Genomic DNA, 16,010 nt, shown 5'->3' on the forward strand with positions numbered 1-16,010 from the left:
CTCGATGTCACGACACGCGCGAACCGTCATGCCGCACCGCTCCACACGCTTGTCGACCAACGTGTTCATCGCCGGCGTCGCCGCGGGAGCCGCTACAGCGGCCTTCCAGCTCGACGTCGTACCACGGGACGTACCCGTCCAGCCGCAGGACCAAGTCCTGTTGTCCACCAACCTGTCTGGTGTGGACGGTGTAGGCGGTGACAACGTCGGGCCGAACTTGTTGCGGGTTCGCCAGCGGCCCGACCACGACGAGGTGGAGCGGCTCAACACGAGCCTGCGCCTCACTGCGCAGCGAGAGGCGGAAGCGGCCGCCCGGCGCAAGGCCGAGTACGAGGCGGAGCAGGCACGGAAGATCAAGGTCTTCGCACCGACGCAGGGCACGATCACCTCCAACTACGGTCCCCGGTGGGGAACGACGCACTACGGCCTCGACATCGCCAACCGCATCGGAACCCCGATCCGATCCGTCATGGACGGCGTCGTCGTGGAAGCGGGACCGGCCAGTGGCTTCGGGCTGTGGGTCAAGATCGAGCACACGGACGGCACCACGGCCGTGTACGGCCACATCGACAGTTACTCCGTGCGCGAAGGGCAGAAGGTGAGCGCCGGGCAGGTGATCGCCCAGGTCGGGAACCGCGGCATCTCCACCGGACCGCACCTCCACTTCGAGATCTGGGATCAGGCAGGGAGAAAGCTCGATCCGTTGGCGTGGTTGCAAGAACGTGGAGTGCAGATCGCATGAGCGGCAGGTGGAAGCCGGCCGTCCCGGTCCTGTTGCTCGCCACCGCGGCGTGTACGCGCAGGGTGACCGCGCGCAGGACATCATGGCTTCGTCGTGGTGGGTGCCAACCACTTTCTCGGGAGCGGACATCCCGATCAGCTGACCGCATGTCGATCGTGGGAATGGCCGTGTTCGCAATTCTGCTCGACGTCCTCGGATGGTGCTGGCGGTCGCGCCCCTGTCCTGTGAGCTGCCGTTCGGCGTTGGTCTGGTCGTAACAGCGTTCGTACTCGGTGTGCGGCGCGGACCACATTGCCACGATCGACACCATCACCTGGAAGCTCGTCGATGAACGCAAGCGTGCTGTGTGACCTGCGTCGGCGTTCAGCGCTGCTGCGGGCATGCCAGTCAGAGTCGGAGTATCCTCCTAGGTGAGGTAGTAGGTCCCGGTTGTCTGCGAACCAGGGTCCCTGCCGCTGAGTGCTGCGTGAGCCGATGCTCGGAGTCAGCCGACAAGCGCGGAGGACGTCATGAAACGCCAACATCTCGGGTTGTACGCGATCGCACTGGCGATCTTGATCGTGGGGCTGGGACTCGCGGGAGTTCCGCTCGCGACGATGTTGCTCGGCCTGCTCGTGCTGGCCTGCCCGCTCATGATGATGTTCATGATGGGAGGCCACGGTGGGCATGGTGGCCGCGGTGGATCGGATGAACAGCACCACGACCACCAGGGTTCCGGCCGGTCGTGATGGCTGACGCCGCTTATGGGCTGTGGCCCCTGGTCATCCCGAACATCGCGTTGTTCGTCGTGTTCGCGATGAGCTTCTTCCAGCCGAGAACCGAGCGGGACTGGCGGGCGACGCAGTACGACGGGTTCTCATCAACCCCGCATGAGTCCGAAGCGGACAAAGAGTGCGCGTCGAGTTCGCGAACACTTCGATGATGTGGCACCCGATGCATCTCCACGGCCACACCTTCCAACTGCCCGGTGGGCCCCGCAAGGACACCGCGATCGTGCTACCGGGCCAGACAGTGGTCTGTGACTTCGACGCGGACAACCCCGGACAGTGGATGGTCCACTGCCACAACACCTATCACGCAGAGGCGGGTATGGCGACGACGCTGGGCTACCAGACATGATCGCCGTGCGTGCTGAGGCGAGACGGGTGCGCCCTTGGCGAATGCTGATCGTTGTCGTGGCGTGGGGCTCGTGCTATGTGCTGATCACGTGGGGGATGGGTGACGCTTCGCTGCTGTGGTTCGCTGCTCTGCGCGCGCTGGTCACCGGCTTGCTGCTGCTCGTCACCTTGTTGCTGGCCGGTCGGCGAGCCGATGTGACGGTGCTTCCGCGTGGACCGGGGACGTGGGCGCTGATCGGCGTGCTGGCACTGATGAACGTCACGCTCGCCTTCGGTGCGATGTTCTCCAGCACCGGAGGGCTGGCAACCGGAGCCGCGGCGGTGTTGAGCAACGCGGCGCCGTTGCTGATTGTGTTGCCTGCGTGGTGGTTGTACTCCGAACGGCCACGGACCGTTGAGGTCGTCGGGGCGGCGATCGGCTTTGGCGGCCTGGTGCTGGTGGCCGCGCCTGCCGGCCTCGGGCGGGGAGCCGGTCTGGCGCTGCTGGCCGCTGTCGGGATCACCGCAGGCGCGTTGCTGGCCCGCCGTCTGGCCGACGTCGACCTGCTCGCCCTGGGCGCGTGGCAGTTCCTGCTCGGCGGGGCCGCTTTGTCGGTGGTCGCCGCGGTCGTCGAGGGCCCGCCGACGACGATCTCCTGGAGCGCACGCTTCATCACCGTGTTGCTCGTGCTCTCCGCAGGCGCGACAGCACTGCCGTACGTACTGTGGTTCGGCGAACTGCGTCGCGCGTCGCTCACCTCGGTCACCGCCTGGACGCTGCTCGTCCCCGTGGTGGGTGTCGCGTTCGGTGTCGCGATTCTCGGCGAGCGCGTCACGCCGATGGAGGGTCTCGGCGACGCGATCGTCGTCGCGGCACTCCTGTTGGTCGCCTACTCGAGCCGGGCCGCGCATCGACAGCAGATCAGGAAGGCAGGATCATGAGTGACCACACCAGCACAGCCGTGCTCGACGTCAGCGGACTGCATTGGGCGTCCGAGCAGAACGTCGTCAACGCCAAGCTGGGCAGGCAACCGGGAGTGCTCGACGTCGCGGTCAATCCCGCCGCTCAGACGGCGACGGTGGTCTTCGACCCGACCCGCACCTCAGTCGCCGCATTGCGTCAGTGGGTTGTCGACTGCGGCTACCACTGCGCCGGTCAGTCGGTGCCTCATCACATCTGCGATCCCATGGAAGAACCGCGCCGGGCCGGGCACGAACATCACGCCGAGCCGGCGGTGTTGCGGTCCCCGCACGACGCGATGGGACATGGCGGGCACGCCGGCATGTCGATGGCCTCGATGGTCGCCGACATGCGCAACCGTTTCCTCGTCGCACTGGTCTTCTCGCTCCCGATCGTGCTGTGGTCGCCGATCGGCACCGAGGTGCTCGGCCTGCACCTGCCAACGCCGTTCGGCGTGCGTCAGGACGTCTGGGCGCTGGTGCTCAGCCTGCCGGTGATCTTCTACTCGTGCTGGATCTTCTTCGACGGCGCTGTCCGCGCGTTGCGGGCACGGACGCTGGACATGATGGTGCTCGTGGCGGTCGCCGTCGGGTCTGGCTGGCTCTACTCCCTGGTGATCACGCTGACCGGCGGGGGTGAGGTGTTCTACGAGGCCGCGACCGTGCTGGCCGCGTTCGTGTTGCTGGGGCACTGGTTCGAAATGCGAGCCCGCGGTGGTGCCAACGACGCCATCCGCACGCTGCTCGACCTCGCCCCGCCCAAAGCTCTGGTGATCCGCGACGGCGAACCGGTCGAGGTGAGCACCGCCGAGGTGGTCGTCGGAGACCTGCTGCTGGTCCGGCCCGGCGCGAAGATCGCTGTCGACGGCCTGGTCGAGGAGGGCGAGTCGGAGGTCGACGAGTCGATGGTCACTGGCGAGAGCCTGCCGGTGCACAAGGCTCCAGGCTCCGTCGTCATCGGCGCCACCATCAACGCCAACGGCGCTCTGCGCGTCCGCGCGACCAAGGTGGGTTCGGACACCGCGCTGGCGCAGATCGTGAAGCTCGTGCAGGAGGCGCAGAACTCGAAGGCGCCCGGCCAGCGGCTCGCCGACCGGGCCGCGTTCTGGCTGGTGCTAGTGGCTCTCATCGGCGGCGGTGTCACGCTCGCCACGTGGTTGCTGACCGGCAGCACGTTCGCCACCGCGATCCTGTTCGCGATCACAGTCGTGGTGATCACCTGCCCGGACGCGCTCGGTCTCGCCACGCCGACGGCGATCATGGTCGGCACGGGCCTGGGCGCGAAACGCGGCGTGCTGTTCAAGAACGCCATGGCGCTGGAGACCTCTGCTCGCATCCAGGTCGTGGTGATGGACAAGACCGGCACCCTCACCAAGGGCGAGCCCGAGGTCACCGACGTGATCACCGACGGCGTGGAGCAGGACGAACTGCTGCGCCTGGTGGCCGCTGTGGAACGCGAGTCCGAGCATCCGCTCGCCGAGGCTGTTGTTCGTCATGCCGAAGCACACGGTGTCGACGCCGCCCGAGCGGAGCGGTTCGAGAACGTGCCGGGACACGGCGCGATCGCCCACGTGGACGGTCGCCGCGTGGTGGTCGGGAACCGGCGTCTGCTCGAGCGGGAGAGCGTCGATCTGGGGCCGTTGGCAACGCGTCGCGACGACCTGGCCGCCACGGGCCGCACCGCGGTCCTGGTGTCGGTGGACGGCGTCGCGTCAGGCGTGATCGGTATCGCCGACGCGCCGAGGGACACCTCGGTCGCAGCCGTCGCGGCCTTGCACGACCTGGGCGTCGAGGTGGTCATGCTGACCGGAGACAACCAGGCCACAGCTGCACGGATCGCCGCACAGCTGGGCATCGACACCGTCATCGCCGAGGTGCTGCCTGGCGACAAAGCGGCGAAGATCGCTGAACTGCAGCGCGGCGGCCGCAAGGTCGCCATGGTCGGCGACGGCGTGAACGATGCCCCGGCGCTCGCTCAGGCAGACCTCGGCATCGCCATCGGCGCGGGCACCGACGTCGCCATCGAGACCGCCGACGTCGTCCTCATGCGCTCCGACCCACTCGACGTCCCGATCGCGTTGCGCATCGGCCGCGGCACCCTGCGCAAGATGCGCCAGAACCTCGGCTGGGCCATCGGCTACAACGCCATCGCACTGCCCATTGCCGCCGGCGTGTTCGTGCCCGCGTTCGGCTTCATGCTGCGTCCGGAGATCGCGGCATTGTCGATGTCGGGCTCCAGCCTGATCGTCGCGGTGAACGCCCTGGCGCTCAAGCGGTTGCGTCTGCCCACAGTGGAGGCATCAGTTCCTGCACCGCCGCCCGCGCAAGTGCCCGCGCCCAGCACGTTCGTCTCCAGCAAGTAGAGCGAACCGTCCGAAATGGAGGGTGTACGACGATGTGCCCTGCTCCTCCGCCAAGGGGACAGGGCCATCGGCTTTCGCAGGTGGAGTAGCCACTCCGCGTTGCCGTGTGTGATCTTCTCCCGGTCCGCCTCGTCGAGAGGTACGTGTACCGCAGCTCGGTGCTGATCGATGTGAGCACGGTGTCGATCCGGACCAACGCGTACGGGATCATCTCACCCGTGTGACAGGACCTGGACGTCGATCCCGGCCGCGTCCTTGTCGCGCAGCCTTCTTCTTCCGACGTCCTCCAGTCGTTGCTGAACGTGGGCGAGCTGCGGGTGCAGGCGAAGCGAGGCCAGGGCATCCGCGCTCTGCGGTGCCGAGTTGGAGAAGTGTTCCTCGATGGCGATGACGCGCACGGTCGGCGTCTCGTCGAATCGCCTTGACACCCCTAGGGGGTATGAGCGTATCTTCGCCACGGCATACCCCAGCAGGGTATGTAAGCCGAGAGGTAAGGCAGGGGAACGGTCATGAATCACGCTGGGGCACAATCGAACCTGACGAAGCTCGCCATCTCCGCGACGCTGCACTGCCTCACCGGCTGCGCGATCGGTGAGGTGCTCGGCATGGTCATCGGCACCGCGCTGGGGTGGTCGAACCTGTCGACCATCGTGCTCGCCGTCGCCCTTGCCTTCGTGTTCGGCTACGCGCTCACCATCCGGCCCGTGCTCAAGTCCGGGCTGCCTCTCCGTGCCGCCATCGGCGTGGCGTTCGCCGCCGACACCGTCTCGATCGCCGTGATGGAGATCGTCGACAACGGCGTGATGCTCGCAGTACCGGGCGCGATGGAAGCGGGCCTCGCCAGCTGGCTGTTCTGGGGCAGTCTCGCCTTCGCGCTGGCTGTGGCGTTCGTGGTGACGGTCCCGGTCAACCGCTGGCTGATCTCGCGTGGCAAAGGGCACGCGGTGGTGCACCAGTACCACGGTGGCGACCACGAAGGTCATCACCAGCACTGAGTGAGCCGTGGCCGCGCATTGGCCGCCTCTCATGGCTCCGGCCTGCTCGGTGCGAATCATCCATCTGTTGTCGCCCACCTCGAGTCGGGTGGGCGACAACCCCGCTGTCAGGGAGCACCCATGCGACGACTGCACGCCCTGGACCCGGCCGAGGCGCCCGGCAAGTCACGAGACCTGCTCACCGAGATCATCGGACGACGCGGCTCGGTGGGCGACATGGTGAGCACGATGGCCCACTCGCCGGCCCTGTTGCAGGGCTACCTCGACCTCTCGCGGGCACTCAAGCGCGTCAAGCTGCCGCGAGCGCTCAGCGAGAAGATCTCCCTTGCGGCGCAGGAGTGGATCGGCTGCGCCACCTGCCTGGCGGCGCACACCGAAGCCGCCCGCGCGAACGGGGTCAGCGACAGCGACATCGTCCTCGCTCGCCAAGGCGCCGCCGTTGATCCGCGCGAAGCGGCGTTGATCGGCTTCGCCCTGCGAGTCCTCGCCGAGCCGTCCGGGATCTCGGACGACGACGTCGCCGGTCTGCGAGCGCACGGCTGGAGCGACCGGGCCATCGCCGATGTGGTCGGCGTCGTGGCTCTCAACCTGCTCACCGGCGCCTTCAACCTCGTCGCGGGCATCGAACCGGCTACGGCGTCCTGAGGAGCCGAATGGGGCACAAGGACGAACGGCATCTTCCGAACGACGCAATCCGGACGTAGGGTGCGCCCGCTGGGGGACCGCCCTACTCCCGGAGGCAAGCCATGCGGAGTCAACGAAGACAACGCATTTCCCTGCTCAGCGTGACCGCGCTGGTACTCAGCGGGTTCACCGCGGGCCTCGCGACCGCTCATCCCGACCACGGCGGGGGCCGCGAGGACTTTGCCGGCGAAGGTGTCGCCGATGGGCTCCACAAGCAGCACGACGGCGACGAGGGCCACCTCCCGCCGGTGAACCGCAACGTCACGCTCGTCGGCAAGGGCGAGGTGACCAACCCGTCCGGTGCGGGTAACACCGGCCGCATCGCGGACGTCACCGCGTTCGGCGACTACGCCTACCTCACCGCGTTCCGGGAGCCGACGTGCGAGCAGACCGGCGTGCATGTCATGGACATCTCCGACCCGGCCCATCCGGTCGAGGTCACCAGCGCGTTCATCCCGACCAGTGACGGCTCGTACGCGGGTGAGGGCATTCAGGTCGAGCGCATCGACAACCAGTACTTCGAGGGCGACCTGCTCGCCCACCAGAACGAAACCTGCCCCGGCGCGACGCCACCGCCACCGAACCTCGGTGGAATCTCGCTGTGGGACGTCACCGATCCGCGGCATCCGAAGCCGGTCGCACTTCACACCGGCGACTTCACTGCGCCCGACGGCGAGCTCGAGGCGTCGCCGAATCAGACGCACAGCATGCGCATGTGGACGAACAATTTCGACAAGCGCACCTACGTAGTTCTCGTCGATGACGAAGAACTGACCGATGTGGACATCATGGACATCACCGACCCGTACCACCCGGTGATGATCAACGACGAGCTCGACCTCGCCGCGCTGTTCGGCGTCGACCAGGCGACACCGAACAACCTAACGGCGATCTTCAGCCACGACATGATGATCACGAAGATCGGCCAGCGGTACGTGATGAACGTCAACTACTGGGACGGCGGCTACGTCCTGCTCGACGTGACCGACCCGCGGCCCGGCAAGGTCACGCTGATCGCCGAGAGCGACTACGCCGCGCTGGACGAGGAACAATTGGCCCGCGGCAACCAGATCGTGCCAGAGGGCAACGCGCACCAGTCCGAACTGTCGCCGAACAAGAAGTTCCTGCTCGGCACCGACGAGGACTTCAACCCCTACACCGTGCGGGCGCGGATCGACACCGGCCTGTACGCGGGTACCGAGTACACCGCCACGCAGGCCAGCGACACGAAGCAGATCGACGAGAACACCACGATCACCGGGCCGGTCACCTTCGTGGGGGACGCCTGTGATCCGGCAACCATCGCGGCCGGTACCGGCACGGCGCTCGTCGAGCGCGGCACCTGCCCATTCCAGGTCAAGCTCGACAACATCGTCGCCAAGGGCTACACCTCAGGCATCGTGTTCCAGAACGTCCGAGCCGACTGCCTTGAGCAGCTGACCATGCTCGCCTCTGGTGACATCCCGTATGTCTTCGTCAACCGGACGACGGGCTTGAAGCTGCTCGGCGTCGCTGGTGTGACCGATGCGAACGCCTGTGCCACCGCGACACCGGCCGGAGCGACCAGTGCCAGTACGACCATCCAGGCGGTGTTCGATGGCTGGGGCTACGTCCGTTTGTTCGGTGTGGACATTCCCAACCAGAGCGGTAAAGCCGGGTCGATCAAGCAGATCGACACCTACTCGATTCCCGAGGCGCAGGACCCGGCCTACGCCCGCGGTTTCGGTGACCTCTCGGTGCACGAGGTCGCGATGGATCCGGACGACAGCAGGATCGCCTACATCTCTTACTACGCGGGCGGCCTCCGCGTGGTGGAGTACGGCACGAACGGCATCCGCGAGGTTGGCGCCTTCATCGACCAGGGAGGCAACAACTTCTGGGGTGTCGAGGTGTGGCGTGACGAGAACGGCCAGAAGTACGTGCTCGCCAGTGATCGCGACTTCGGGCTCTACGTGTTCCGTTACAACGGCTGACGACCACCCCGCGGCAAGTCGAACGACACTGTTTCGACTTGCCGCGGGAACACCGGGATCGGCCCGTCCGGCGTGGCCCGACTGCTCGGCGACATCGCGGACATCGGCCGGTTCATCGACAAGGGCCGGTTCGCGCGTCCTGGAACGGCACGGCGCCGCTGGAAGCGTCTTCCGGTGATCAACGACGGCATCGGCTGTCGCGAGCCGGCAACCGCAGGATCAACCGGGTGCCGCACGTGATGGCCATCGTCCAGCTCCGCCACGACACGCCCGGCCGTGCCTGCTATCGGCGGAAACTGGCTGACGGCAAGACCAGCACGGAAGCCATGCGGTGCCTGAAACGCCGCCTGTCCGACGTCGTCTATCAGCGGATGATCCGCGACGCGTACCGCGTCGCGGCGGGCTCGGGAGGACACGTGGGGGCGACTACGAACTCCAGCGCGGCTGATCCGAACCCCATGGCCAGCACTTCGGAGAAGTCACTTCCCGAACCCGCCAACTTCCAGGATAGAGCAGCGGCTTCCTCGTCTGTTTGACACAGAGGGGAGCCATGAGCGCGTTCGCGCAACCGAACAGCGGCATGTGCGCGCGGTGTCGGTCGTGACGTCAGCCCACGAATGTCCCGACAATGGAAGCGGCGGCAGGGGGTGCTCTTGACTTCGGCAGCACGCAGCTGTGGATGGTTCACGAAGTCCTGGAGTCAAGTTAAGTGGTGGAACAGGTAAACGCCCGCGCCGCCGCCGGTGGCCAGCAGGGAGCCGTTGGGATGCCAGGCGATGCCGGTGGCGGGGCCCGCGACGCGGAGAGCGGTACGGCATTCGCCAGTCGCGACGTGCCAGAGGCGGATGGTGCCGTCGTTGCTGGCTGAGGCGAGGGTCGTGTCGTCCGGGGAAAACCGGCAGCGGTCGACCCAACCGGTGTGGCCGGTGAGCACCGCCATCAGGTCGCCCTCGGGTAGGTGCCACAGGCGGAGTGTCTCGTCGTCGCTGGCGGTGGCCAACAGGGTGCCGTCGTGCGAAATGGCGAGGCCGTTGACCACGTCAGTGTGGCCAGTCAGCACAGCTCGCGGAGCGGCGTCGGCGAGGTCCCATAGTTGCACGGTGCCGTCGTTGCTTCCGGCTGCGAGCAGGGTCCTGTTCGGGGCGAACGCGCAGGCATTGATCCGACTGGTGTGGGTGGTCAGGACAGTGTGACCACTGGGATCAGGCAAGCGCCACAGGCGCATGGTGTGGTCGTCGGAGGTGGTGGCCAGCAGGGCGCTGTCCGGGGCGAAAGCGCAGCCCTTCACCAGGTCGGTGTGGCCGGCCAGCACTGCGATGGGGGCGCCGTCTGGCATTCGCCACAGCCGCACTGTGCGGTCAGCGCTGGTCGTGGCCAGCATCGTGCCGTCCGGCGAGAACGCGCAGCGCACCACGATGCCGGTATGGCCTGACAACAACGCCGGAGTGGGATCGGGCAGGCGCCACAGCCGGACCGTGGCGTCGGCACTGGTGCCGGCGAGCAGGGTGCCGTCCGGCGAGAACGCGCAGCCGCGTGACCAGGCGTCGTGGCCGGACAGCACCACGTGTCTGGTGCGGGTGGCCACATTCCACAGCTGGGCACTGCCGTCCCAACTGGTGCTGGCCAGAAGGGCGTCGTCCGGGGAGAACGCACAACCGCGGGTGAATGCGCCATGCCTGGCCAGCACGCCGAGCGGGGAGCCATCGGGTATCGACCAGAGGCGGACTGTCGTGTCGTGGCCAGTGGTGGCGAGCAAGGTTCCGTTGTGGGCGAAGGCGCAGTTGGTGACGCGATCGGTGTGCCCGGTCAACACAGCCGCACGGGTTCCATCGCGCATTGACCACAGGCACACGGTCTCATCCTCGCCCGCAGTGGCCAGGAGACTGCCGTCCGGAGAGAACGCGCAGCCCCAGACACCGCCGCGGTGGCCAGTCAGCACCGCGAGCGGAGCGCCGTCGGGCACGCGCCACAGGCGAATCGTGCCGTCTTCGGCGGTGGTGGCAAGCACTTGGTTGCTCGGAGAGAATGCGCAGGCGGTGACGCGCCCGGTGTGACCGGTCAGTACCGCCTGACAGGTGTGGTCTGCGAGGGACCACAGGCGGGCGGTCGTATCGCTTCCCGCAGTCGCCAGCAGCGCTCCGGTCGGCGAGAAGGCGCAGGCGTTGATCCGGCCGGTGTGACCGGTCAGCACCGCCTCCGACCGTCCCCCAGGCAGCCGCCAGAGGCGCACACTGCGGTCGTCGCCTGCGGTGGACAGCAATGAACCGTCCGGCGAGAACGCACATCCCCATACCCCGGCGCTGTGACCGGTGAGCACGGCATGTAGGGCGCCGCTGGGCAACCACAGCCGGACGGTCTGGTCGTCGCCGGTAGTGGCCACCAGCAAGCCGTCCGGGGAGAACGCACAGGCGGCGATCCCGCCGGTATGCCCAAGCGCGGCCGGACGGGACGGGTCCGGCTGATCCGGTAGCGGCCACGCCGGTTCCAGCCGGGGACGGGGCAGGGTCGTCCGGTAGCGGTTGAGGATCGGGGCGAGTTCACGGGCGCCGTGCAAGCGGCTGGCCAGGGTTGCGCCGAGAGCAGACGACGGTTCCATCGGGCTGAGCAGGTGAGCGGCCTGGCGAAGCCGGGCACCCAGGGCGCGGGAGGACGGCGTGTCGAGAAGGTCGAGGTCGGCTTCCACTCCGACGACGGAGCCGAGGCGGCGAGTCTTGGCCTCCACCCAGCGCAGGTCGCAGACGAGCTCAGCCAGTTCGGTGTCGTGGCCTGCGGCGTGCAGATGGTAGGCCAGGAAGCGCCACAGGTAACCGGCGGCGGTGGGCAGCCGCCACCATGGGGTACCCCGGTCACACGGGTCTGCTGGGGCTTCGGGCGGGCCCGGAAGTATCAGGGCTCGGGCTGAGGCAATCAATCGGCGGTGTATCTGGACTTGGCCCGCATCGTCGGTGCGGGAACGCAGATAGGCACGGATCACGTCGTGCACCACCAGCCGCGGCCCGGGCGGATCAAGGCGGTAGTCGGCGACCAAACCGACGCCGTACAGCTCCTCGCAGACCGTCTCGACTTCGCAGTCCGGCCACAGCAGCGCCAGTACGTCCAACGAGATTGGCACATCTTCGCCGAATACGGCCAAGTCCAGGTACCGCTGCCGGTCGGCTGCAGACAGCAGGGTCAGGCTCGCCGCCATGGTCGCCGCGACCGCGCGGGCCCGGTCCACTGGGCGCGCGGCGTCAAAGGCGGTCGGGCCGTCCGCGGTGAGCAGGCGGAGGACGTGTCTGGCGACCTCGGCTGGGGATTGACCGCGCATCACCCGGCGGCGCAGCGTGCCGTTGATCAAGTTGAGTAGCACCGGCCACCGGCCACCCGCCACGCATAGCCGGTGCACAAGATCCGCCGACAACCCCGGTACTCCATCGGTGAGCAGCTGGCCTGCCTCTTGCCCGGACATCTCGTCGACTGCAATCGGCCGCACGCCTGCGGGCAGCAGATCCGGGATGCGAGTGGTGACCAACCGGGTACAGCCCTTGCCGCCAAACCGAAATGACCGCAGTTGGGACTCGGTCCAGACGTCGTCCACCACCAGCAGCACCGGTTCCCGCTCGGCCAGCAATCGCCCCAATTCCGCGCCTGCGGCCTCGGGACTGGCCAGCACCGGCCGCTGCCCGGACAACGCGAAGGACAGATCGTTGATCCGCTCAGCCAGATCCACGCCATGGGCGTCCTGACCGACGGTGACCCACAGCAGCCCACCGGGATGACGCCGGTCGATCTCCGGCCTGTGACACACCCAGGTGGCCAGCGTCGTCTTGCCGAATCCGCCGACACCGCGCAGCCCAGTCAGTCCGACCTCGGCGGCATCGGGCGCGAGCAACGCTGCGACCAGCCGCTCGCCCAACTCAGGGCGCTGCACCATCCGATCCAGCGGCGGGGCCATCCATGGCCGCCGCGGCCGGGCGGGACCGGTGATCGTGACATGCCCGGCTTGTACAAGTGAACCGATGACCACGCCGCTCATCTCGTTGTGCGTCCCCGGATTCCCCGCCATCCGCCCAGTGTCGGCTGCCCGCTCGGCGACCGGAGTCCGCCATCCGGGGCCTGGTCGTCCTTCAGCTGATCGAGTCTCCGGCGTCCTGCTGCGCCACGGCAGCGCGGCCAGCTTTCGGCAAGTGACCACCAGGCTCCGCAGCCTGGCCACCGGCGAGCACATCGACCTCACCCCCAGAGCTGGGGTGCGGGAGTTGCCGGTCGGGTATCTGATCGGACGCCGGCCGGACTTGCGTACCCGCGCGGCGGTGCTGCGGTGTACCGCCCAGGATCGGGAACAGGTCGGGGACTGGGCGGGGCTTGTGGTGACCGGGATCGGTGGGCTCGGCAAGACCGCGGGCACGCTTGCGGACAGGGCTGGGCGATCGCCGAGCACGTCGGCGTCGTCGTCTTTTGGGGCGCTGGCCGAGCACGGGCAGAGCCAGGTCGTGCGTTTCGGTGAGAGAGCTGTTCCTCGTAGATCGTCAGGTGGCCATTTACCGGTCATGTTCGCGCGGAAGTGGTCACGTGTCCGCAGAAGCTACAGTTGTTGGCTGGTTCGCTGGACGTGTCGCACCGGCGTAGTCGTCGCCGTCGTAGCGGAAATTGCCGACCTGCCGTAGAACACCAGATCGCCCGGCAGCAGAGGTTGACCTTCGGCGACCTGGGGCCCCGTGTCGAACTGCTGCTGTGCAGTGCGAAGCAATGTCACTCCGGCGGTGGCGTAGGCGGCCTTGGTCAGGCCGGAGCAGTCGAAGCCAGCGTGTCCTGCGTCGGGCCCGTTGCCGCCCCACACGTAGGGCAGCCCCAGTTGCCTGCAGGCGTAGCTGATCGCGGCCAGCGTGATGGTGTTGGGAGCACGGACGGCGTGACAGTCGCCGGTGCCGGTCGTGGCGGCTTCGGTGTACTTGGCGGCTTGTTCGAGGAGCATGTCCACGTACCAGTTGGCGTGGTTGTAGGAGAAGATCGCCGCGCGCAGGTCACCTCGGCAAACCCCGTTGTCGCACAACAGGAATGCTGCGGCGTGGATTGCGTCATGCGGGTTGTGCCGCGAAGGCGGAGAGGCACCACCGGGCGGAATCTGGTGTGCCGCGAGAACGCCGTTGAAGGTCGACGCGAGGAACTGCATCGGACCTCGTGTTATCTGCGCCGTACCGCCGAGATCCTCGCCTCACCGCCGACCACGCTGACCTCGTCGCCCCACTTGCACGGCGCGGTAAGCGCGCTGCTGGACACCATCCACGGCTTTGACGCCGAACACCGCATCGACCCCGACGAGATCGCCTGGGCGTACACCCACGGCGGCGCGTTGCACAGCATCGCGTATCCCGACGGCAGCGTCACGTTCACCAAAGCCCACCGCGACGAATGTCCCTTCATCGCAAGCAAAGGCGGTCGGTACTGCAACGAGGAATGCGCCTACTCACCGAGAACGGCTGAGGGGTGACCGCGATCGTCGTCGACCCCGCCGACGCGCAACAAACGCTGTACGGCACCGCCACCCGCGACGGGCGGCTCGTCGGCAAGCTACTACTGCGCCGACCGAGTCCGATAAGATCGACTGGCACATCGTCACCGCCGATGGCCACCACATATCCCTCGACAGTCCCCCGAGAACCCGGTCTCCGAAGGTGCTGCCGTCGTCGTGGCTGACCACGATCCTCATAGGACACGATCACCACGAGATCGAACTGCAGCTACGAGTCGCCACCCGTCCCCCACGGCGGTGACCGATGACCACCGTGGGGCGACTTCTGCGACGGGCGCGGACGGTGCACCGTCTGGCTCGGCTCCCGGCAGGGCGCCGCCGACCCTGAAACCGTGCACGGCGTCGCTTGTGGACGGTTGCTGTTGGGTGCCACCGACCCGTTCGTGGACGACCAGTGAGACGCAGGCCGCCGCACTGGAAGAGAACAGCGACCTGCTGGGCGATCCGGTGGCAGCACTGAAGTTCCTGTGTGAGGGCGAGCAACGCGGGAATCGACCAACCTCGAGCCGCCAACCACGGACGCATTGAGCAACTGACGGAAACCGCCCGCTGTCTCCGACTGCCAGGCACATGACCGCCATGCCAGTGCACGCTTTGCCGCTACCCCTCGCCAGTGAGCGCCGCCGCCCAGTGTCGACACTTCCGTGGCCAGAACTCCCGGGCCAGCGCTAATTCCTTTGCACTGCAACGGTTTACTAATGCCATCGCGTATTGGTGTCGTGAGGTTGTGGCCGCCGTGACGTGGTCCACAAGTCCAGCATCGAGCGGATAGGTGACTATCAGCCAGCCGAGTTCGAGTCGATTCCGCGGCTGAGCCGGTCGGTGTCCGACTACTCGAGGTCGTCGAGTTGCCGCTGTGCTCGGTCGGCTCCGCTGTCGCGGCCCTGTTGCTGGTACAGCTCCAGGGCCTCCTGCCACGCCGCGCGGGCTTGGTCGCGTTGGCCCAGGACGGAGTGGGGATGGCCTCGCGGTGCTGACCGGTGTGGAAGTCGACAAAGCCCAGGCTGTCCAGGGTTTCCAGGGTTTCCGCCTCGCCGTCAGGGTTGCGGTGTTGGCGGTGCCGGGTGAGGGCGGCCTTGCAGTGGGCGCGGGCGGTGTCGTACTCGCCCAGGCAGGCGGCCAACCAGCCCACCTGGTTGAGCGCGCGGGCTTCCCACACCGGCTGGTCAAGGGTGCGGAAGAGGTCCAGGGCGCGCCGGGCGTGCTCCATGGCCTGCCGGTCGTCTCCCCGCCGCTCCCAGTCCCACCCGAGCTCGTGGTGGGTGTAGGCCTGCTGGGCGGGGTCGTGGTGGTGCTCGGCCGAGGTGAGGGCCTGCTGCAGGTGCCGGAGTACCGCGAGGCCACCAGCGAGGAGTGGACCGAGTTCGACGAACACTTCGACAAGCGCAAAGTCGAGCTCGGCTCCTGCGGACGCCCCTACGGCACGCCCTGCCAGCACGAACACGCCTGCATCCGCTGCCCGATGCTGCGCGTCAACCCCAAGATGCTCGCCCGCCTCGACGAACTCGAAGCCGATCTGCTCGACCGCCGGACCCGCGCCGAAGCAGAGAACTGGGCCGGCGAACTCGAAGGCATCGGTATGACCCTCACCTTCCTGCGAGCCAAACGCGATGACACCCAACGGCGGCTCCGGCGACCGGTCGTCAGCCTCGGCATCCCAACTTTCAAGGAGGCGAACGAATGA

General features: G+C 67.5%; 13 protein-coding genes and 3 pseudogenes. 12 read left to right on the forward strand and 4 right to left on the reverse strand.

The genetic code is table 11. From position 1 onward, the window contains the following. The first annotated feature begins 4 nt into the window (after positions 1–4). From BM417_RS28475 to BM417_RS28500, 5 genes and pseudogenes are all read left to right on the forward strand, one after another. Positions 5–742, forward strand: coding sequence for a M23 family metallopeptidase (locus BM417_RS28475; protein ID WP_245822213.1), 738 nt, complete (start codon positions 5–7; stop codon positions 740–742). 509 nt (positions 743–1,251) lie between these two features. After that, entirely contained in the window at positions 1,252–1,470 is a 219-nt protein-coding gene (locus BM417_RS28480) for a DUF2933 domain-containing protein (RefSeq protein ID WP_093600963.1), read from the forward strand. Positions 1,471–1,627: 157 nt separating this feature from the next. After that, positions 1,628–1,861, forward strand: a pseudogene (locus BM417_RS28490) (multicopper oxidase domain-containing protein); the annotation flags it as partial. 41 nt (positions 1,862–1,902) lie between these two features. Further along, complete coding sequence (locus BM417_RS28495; protein ID WP_218164581.1) at positions 1,903–2,781, forward strand: DMT family transporter; 879 nt, start codon at positions 1,903–1,905, stop codon at positions 2,779–2,781. Further along, positions 2,778–5,162 (forward strand): heavy metal translocating P-type ATPase, encoded by a 2,385-nt coding sequence (locus BM417_RS28500; RefSeq protein WP_093600971.1) that lies wholly within the window; start codon positions 2,778–2,780, stop codon positions 5,160–5,162. The genes BM417_RS28495 and BM417_RS28500 overlap by 4 nt, the downstream gene beginning before the upstream one ends. A 212-nt stretch (positions 5,163–5,374) precedes the next feature. Here BM417_RS28500 and BM417_RS28505 read toward each other — a convergent pair whose 3' ends face one another. Then, positions 5,375–5,590, reverse strand: a complete 216-nt coding sequence (locus BM417_RS28505) for a hypothetical protein (protein ID WP_093600973.1) — start codon at positions 5,588–5,590, stop codon at positions 5,375–5,377. An 81-nt stretch (positions 5,591–5,671) separates the two neighbouring features. Here BM417_RS28505 and BM417_RS28510 point away from each other — a divergent pair, with 81 nt between their 5' ends. The 5 genes and pseudogenes from BM417_RS28510 to BM417_RS50350 all read left to right on the forward strand — a co-directional run bounded on the left by BM417_RS28510 (position 5,672) and on the right by BM417_RS50350 (position 9,350). Next, positions 5,672–6,157: a DUF4396 domain-containing protein gene (locus BM417_RS28510; protein ID WP_093600975.1), complete on the forward strand. Its 486-nt coding sequence runs from the start codon at positions 5,672–5,674 to the stop codon at positions 6,155–6,157. A gap of 120 nt (positions 6,158–6,277) precedes the next feature. Continuing rightward, positions 6,278–6,802 (forward strand): carboxymuconolactone decarboxylase family protein, encoded by a 525-nt coding sequence (locus BM417_RS28515; protein ID WP_093600977.1) that lies wholly within the window; start codon positions 6,278–6,280, stop codon positions 6,800–6,802. A gap of 140 nt (positions 6,803–6,942) precedes the next feature. Further along, positions 6,943–8,814, forward strand: coding sequence for a PA domain-containing protein (locus BM417_RS28520; protein ID WP_093600979.1), 1,872 nt, complete (start codon positions 6,943–6,945; stop codon positions 8,812–8,814). A gap of 38 nt (positions 8,815–8,852) precedes the next feature. Next, positions 8,853–9,041: pseudogene (locus tag BM417_RS50345) on the forward strand (transposase); the annotation flags it as partial. After that, positions 9,042–9,350, forward strand: a complete 309-nt coding sequence (locus tag BM417_RS50350) for a hypothetical protein (protein WP_407656183.1) — start codon at positions 9,042–9,044, stop codon at positions 9,348–9,350. 164 nt (positions 9,351–9,514) lie between these two features. On the opposite strand, the gene BM417_RS28530 is transcribed toward BM417_RS50350, so the two are convergent. Both BM417_RS28530 and BM417_RS50465 read right to left on the reverse strand, forming a co-directional pair. Next, complete coding sequence (locus BM417_RS28530; RefSeq protein ID WP_218164583.1) at positions 9,515–12,829, reverse strand: NB-ARC domain-containing protein; 3,315 nt, start codon at positions 12,827–12,829, stop codon at positions 9,515–9,517. Positions 12,830–13,361: 532 nt separating this feature from the next. Next, positions 13,362–13,729, reverse strand: a pseudogene (locus tag BM417_RS50465) (C40 family peptidase); the annotation flags it as partial. A gap of 312 nt (positions 13,730–14,041) precedes the next feature. Between BM417_RS50465 and BM417_RS48010 the strand changes: the two are divergent. Beyond that, complete coding sequence (locus BM417_RS48010; protein ID WP_093600984.1) at positions 14,042–14,284, forward strand: hypothetical protein; 243 nt, start codon at positions 14,042–14,044, stop codon at positions 14,282–14,284. Positions 14,285–14,534: 250 nt separating this feature from the next. Here BM417_RS48010 and BM417_RS50355 read toward each other — a convergent pair whose 3' ends face one another. Next, positions 14,535–15,536: a tetratricopeptide repeat protein gene (locus BM417_RS50355; RefSeq protein WP_407656177.1), complete on the reverse strand. Its 1,002-nt coding sequence runs from the start codon at positions 15,534–15,536 to the stop codon at positions 14,535–14,537. 75 nt (positions 15,537–15,611) lie between these two features. Between BM417_RS50355 and BM417_RS50360 the strand changes: the two genes are divergently transcribed. Then, positions 15,612–16,010 carry a hypothetical protein gene (locus BM417_RS50360; RefSeq protein ID WP_407656178.1) on the forward strand — a complete coding sequence of 133 codons (399 nt, stop codon included), beginning with the start codon at positions 15,612–15,614 and terminating at the stop codon, positions 16,008–16,010.

The organism is Lentzea waywayandensis (assembly GCF_900115955.1).
GTDB classification, from domain to species: Bacteria; Actinomycetota; Actinomycetes; order Mycobacteriales; family Pseudonocardiaceae; genus Lentzea; species Lentzea waywayandensis.

Coding starts and splice junctions, on each gene's coding strand:
- BM417_RS28515 (WP_093600977.1), top strand. CDS start 6,278: ATGCGACGACTGCACGCCCTGGACCCGGCCGAGGCGCCCGGCAAGTCA.
- BM417_RS28480 (WP_093600963.1), top strand. CDS start 1,252: ATGAAACGCCAACATCTCGGGTTGTACGCGATCGCACTGGCGATCTTG.
- BM417_RS28495 (WP_218164581.1), top strand. CDS start 1,903: ATGCTGATCGTTGTCGTGGCGTGGGGCTCGTGCTATGTGCTGATCACG.
- BM417_RS28500 (WP_093600971.1), top strand. CDS start 2,778: ATGAGTGACCACACCAGCACAGCCGTGCTCGACGTCAGCGGACTGCAT.
- BM417_RS28530 (WP_218164583.1), bottom strand. CDS start 12,829: ATGAGCGGCGTGGTCATCGGTTCACTTGTACAAGCCGGGCATGTCACG.
- BM417_RS50355 (WP_407656177.1), bottom strand. CDS start 15,536: ATGGAGCACGCCCGGCGCGCCCTGGACCTCTTCCGCACCCTTGACCAG.
- BM417_RS28510 (WP_093600975.1), top strand. CDS start 5,672: ATGAATCACGCTGGGGCACAATCGAACCTGACGAAGCTCGCCATCTCC.
- BM417_RS28475 (WP_245822213.1), top strand. CDS start 5: ATGTCACGACACGCGCGAACCGTCATGCCGCACCGCTCCACACGCTTG.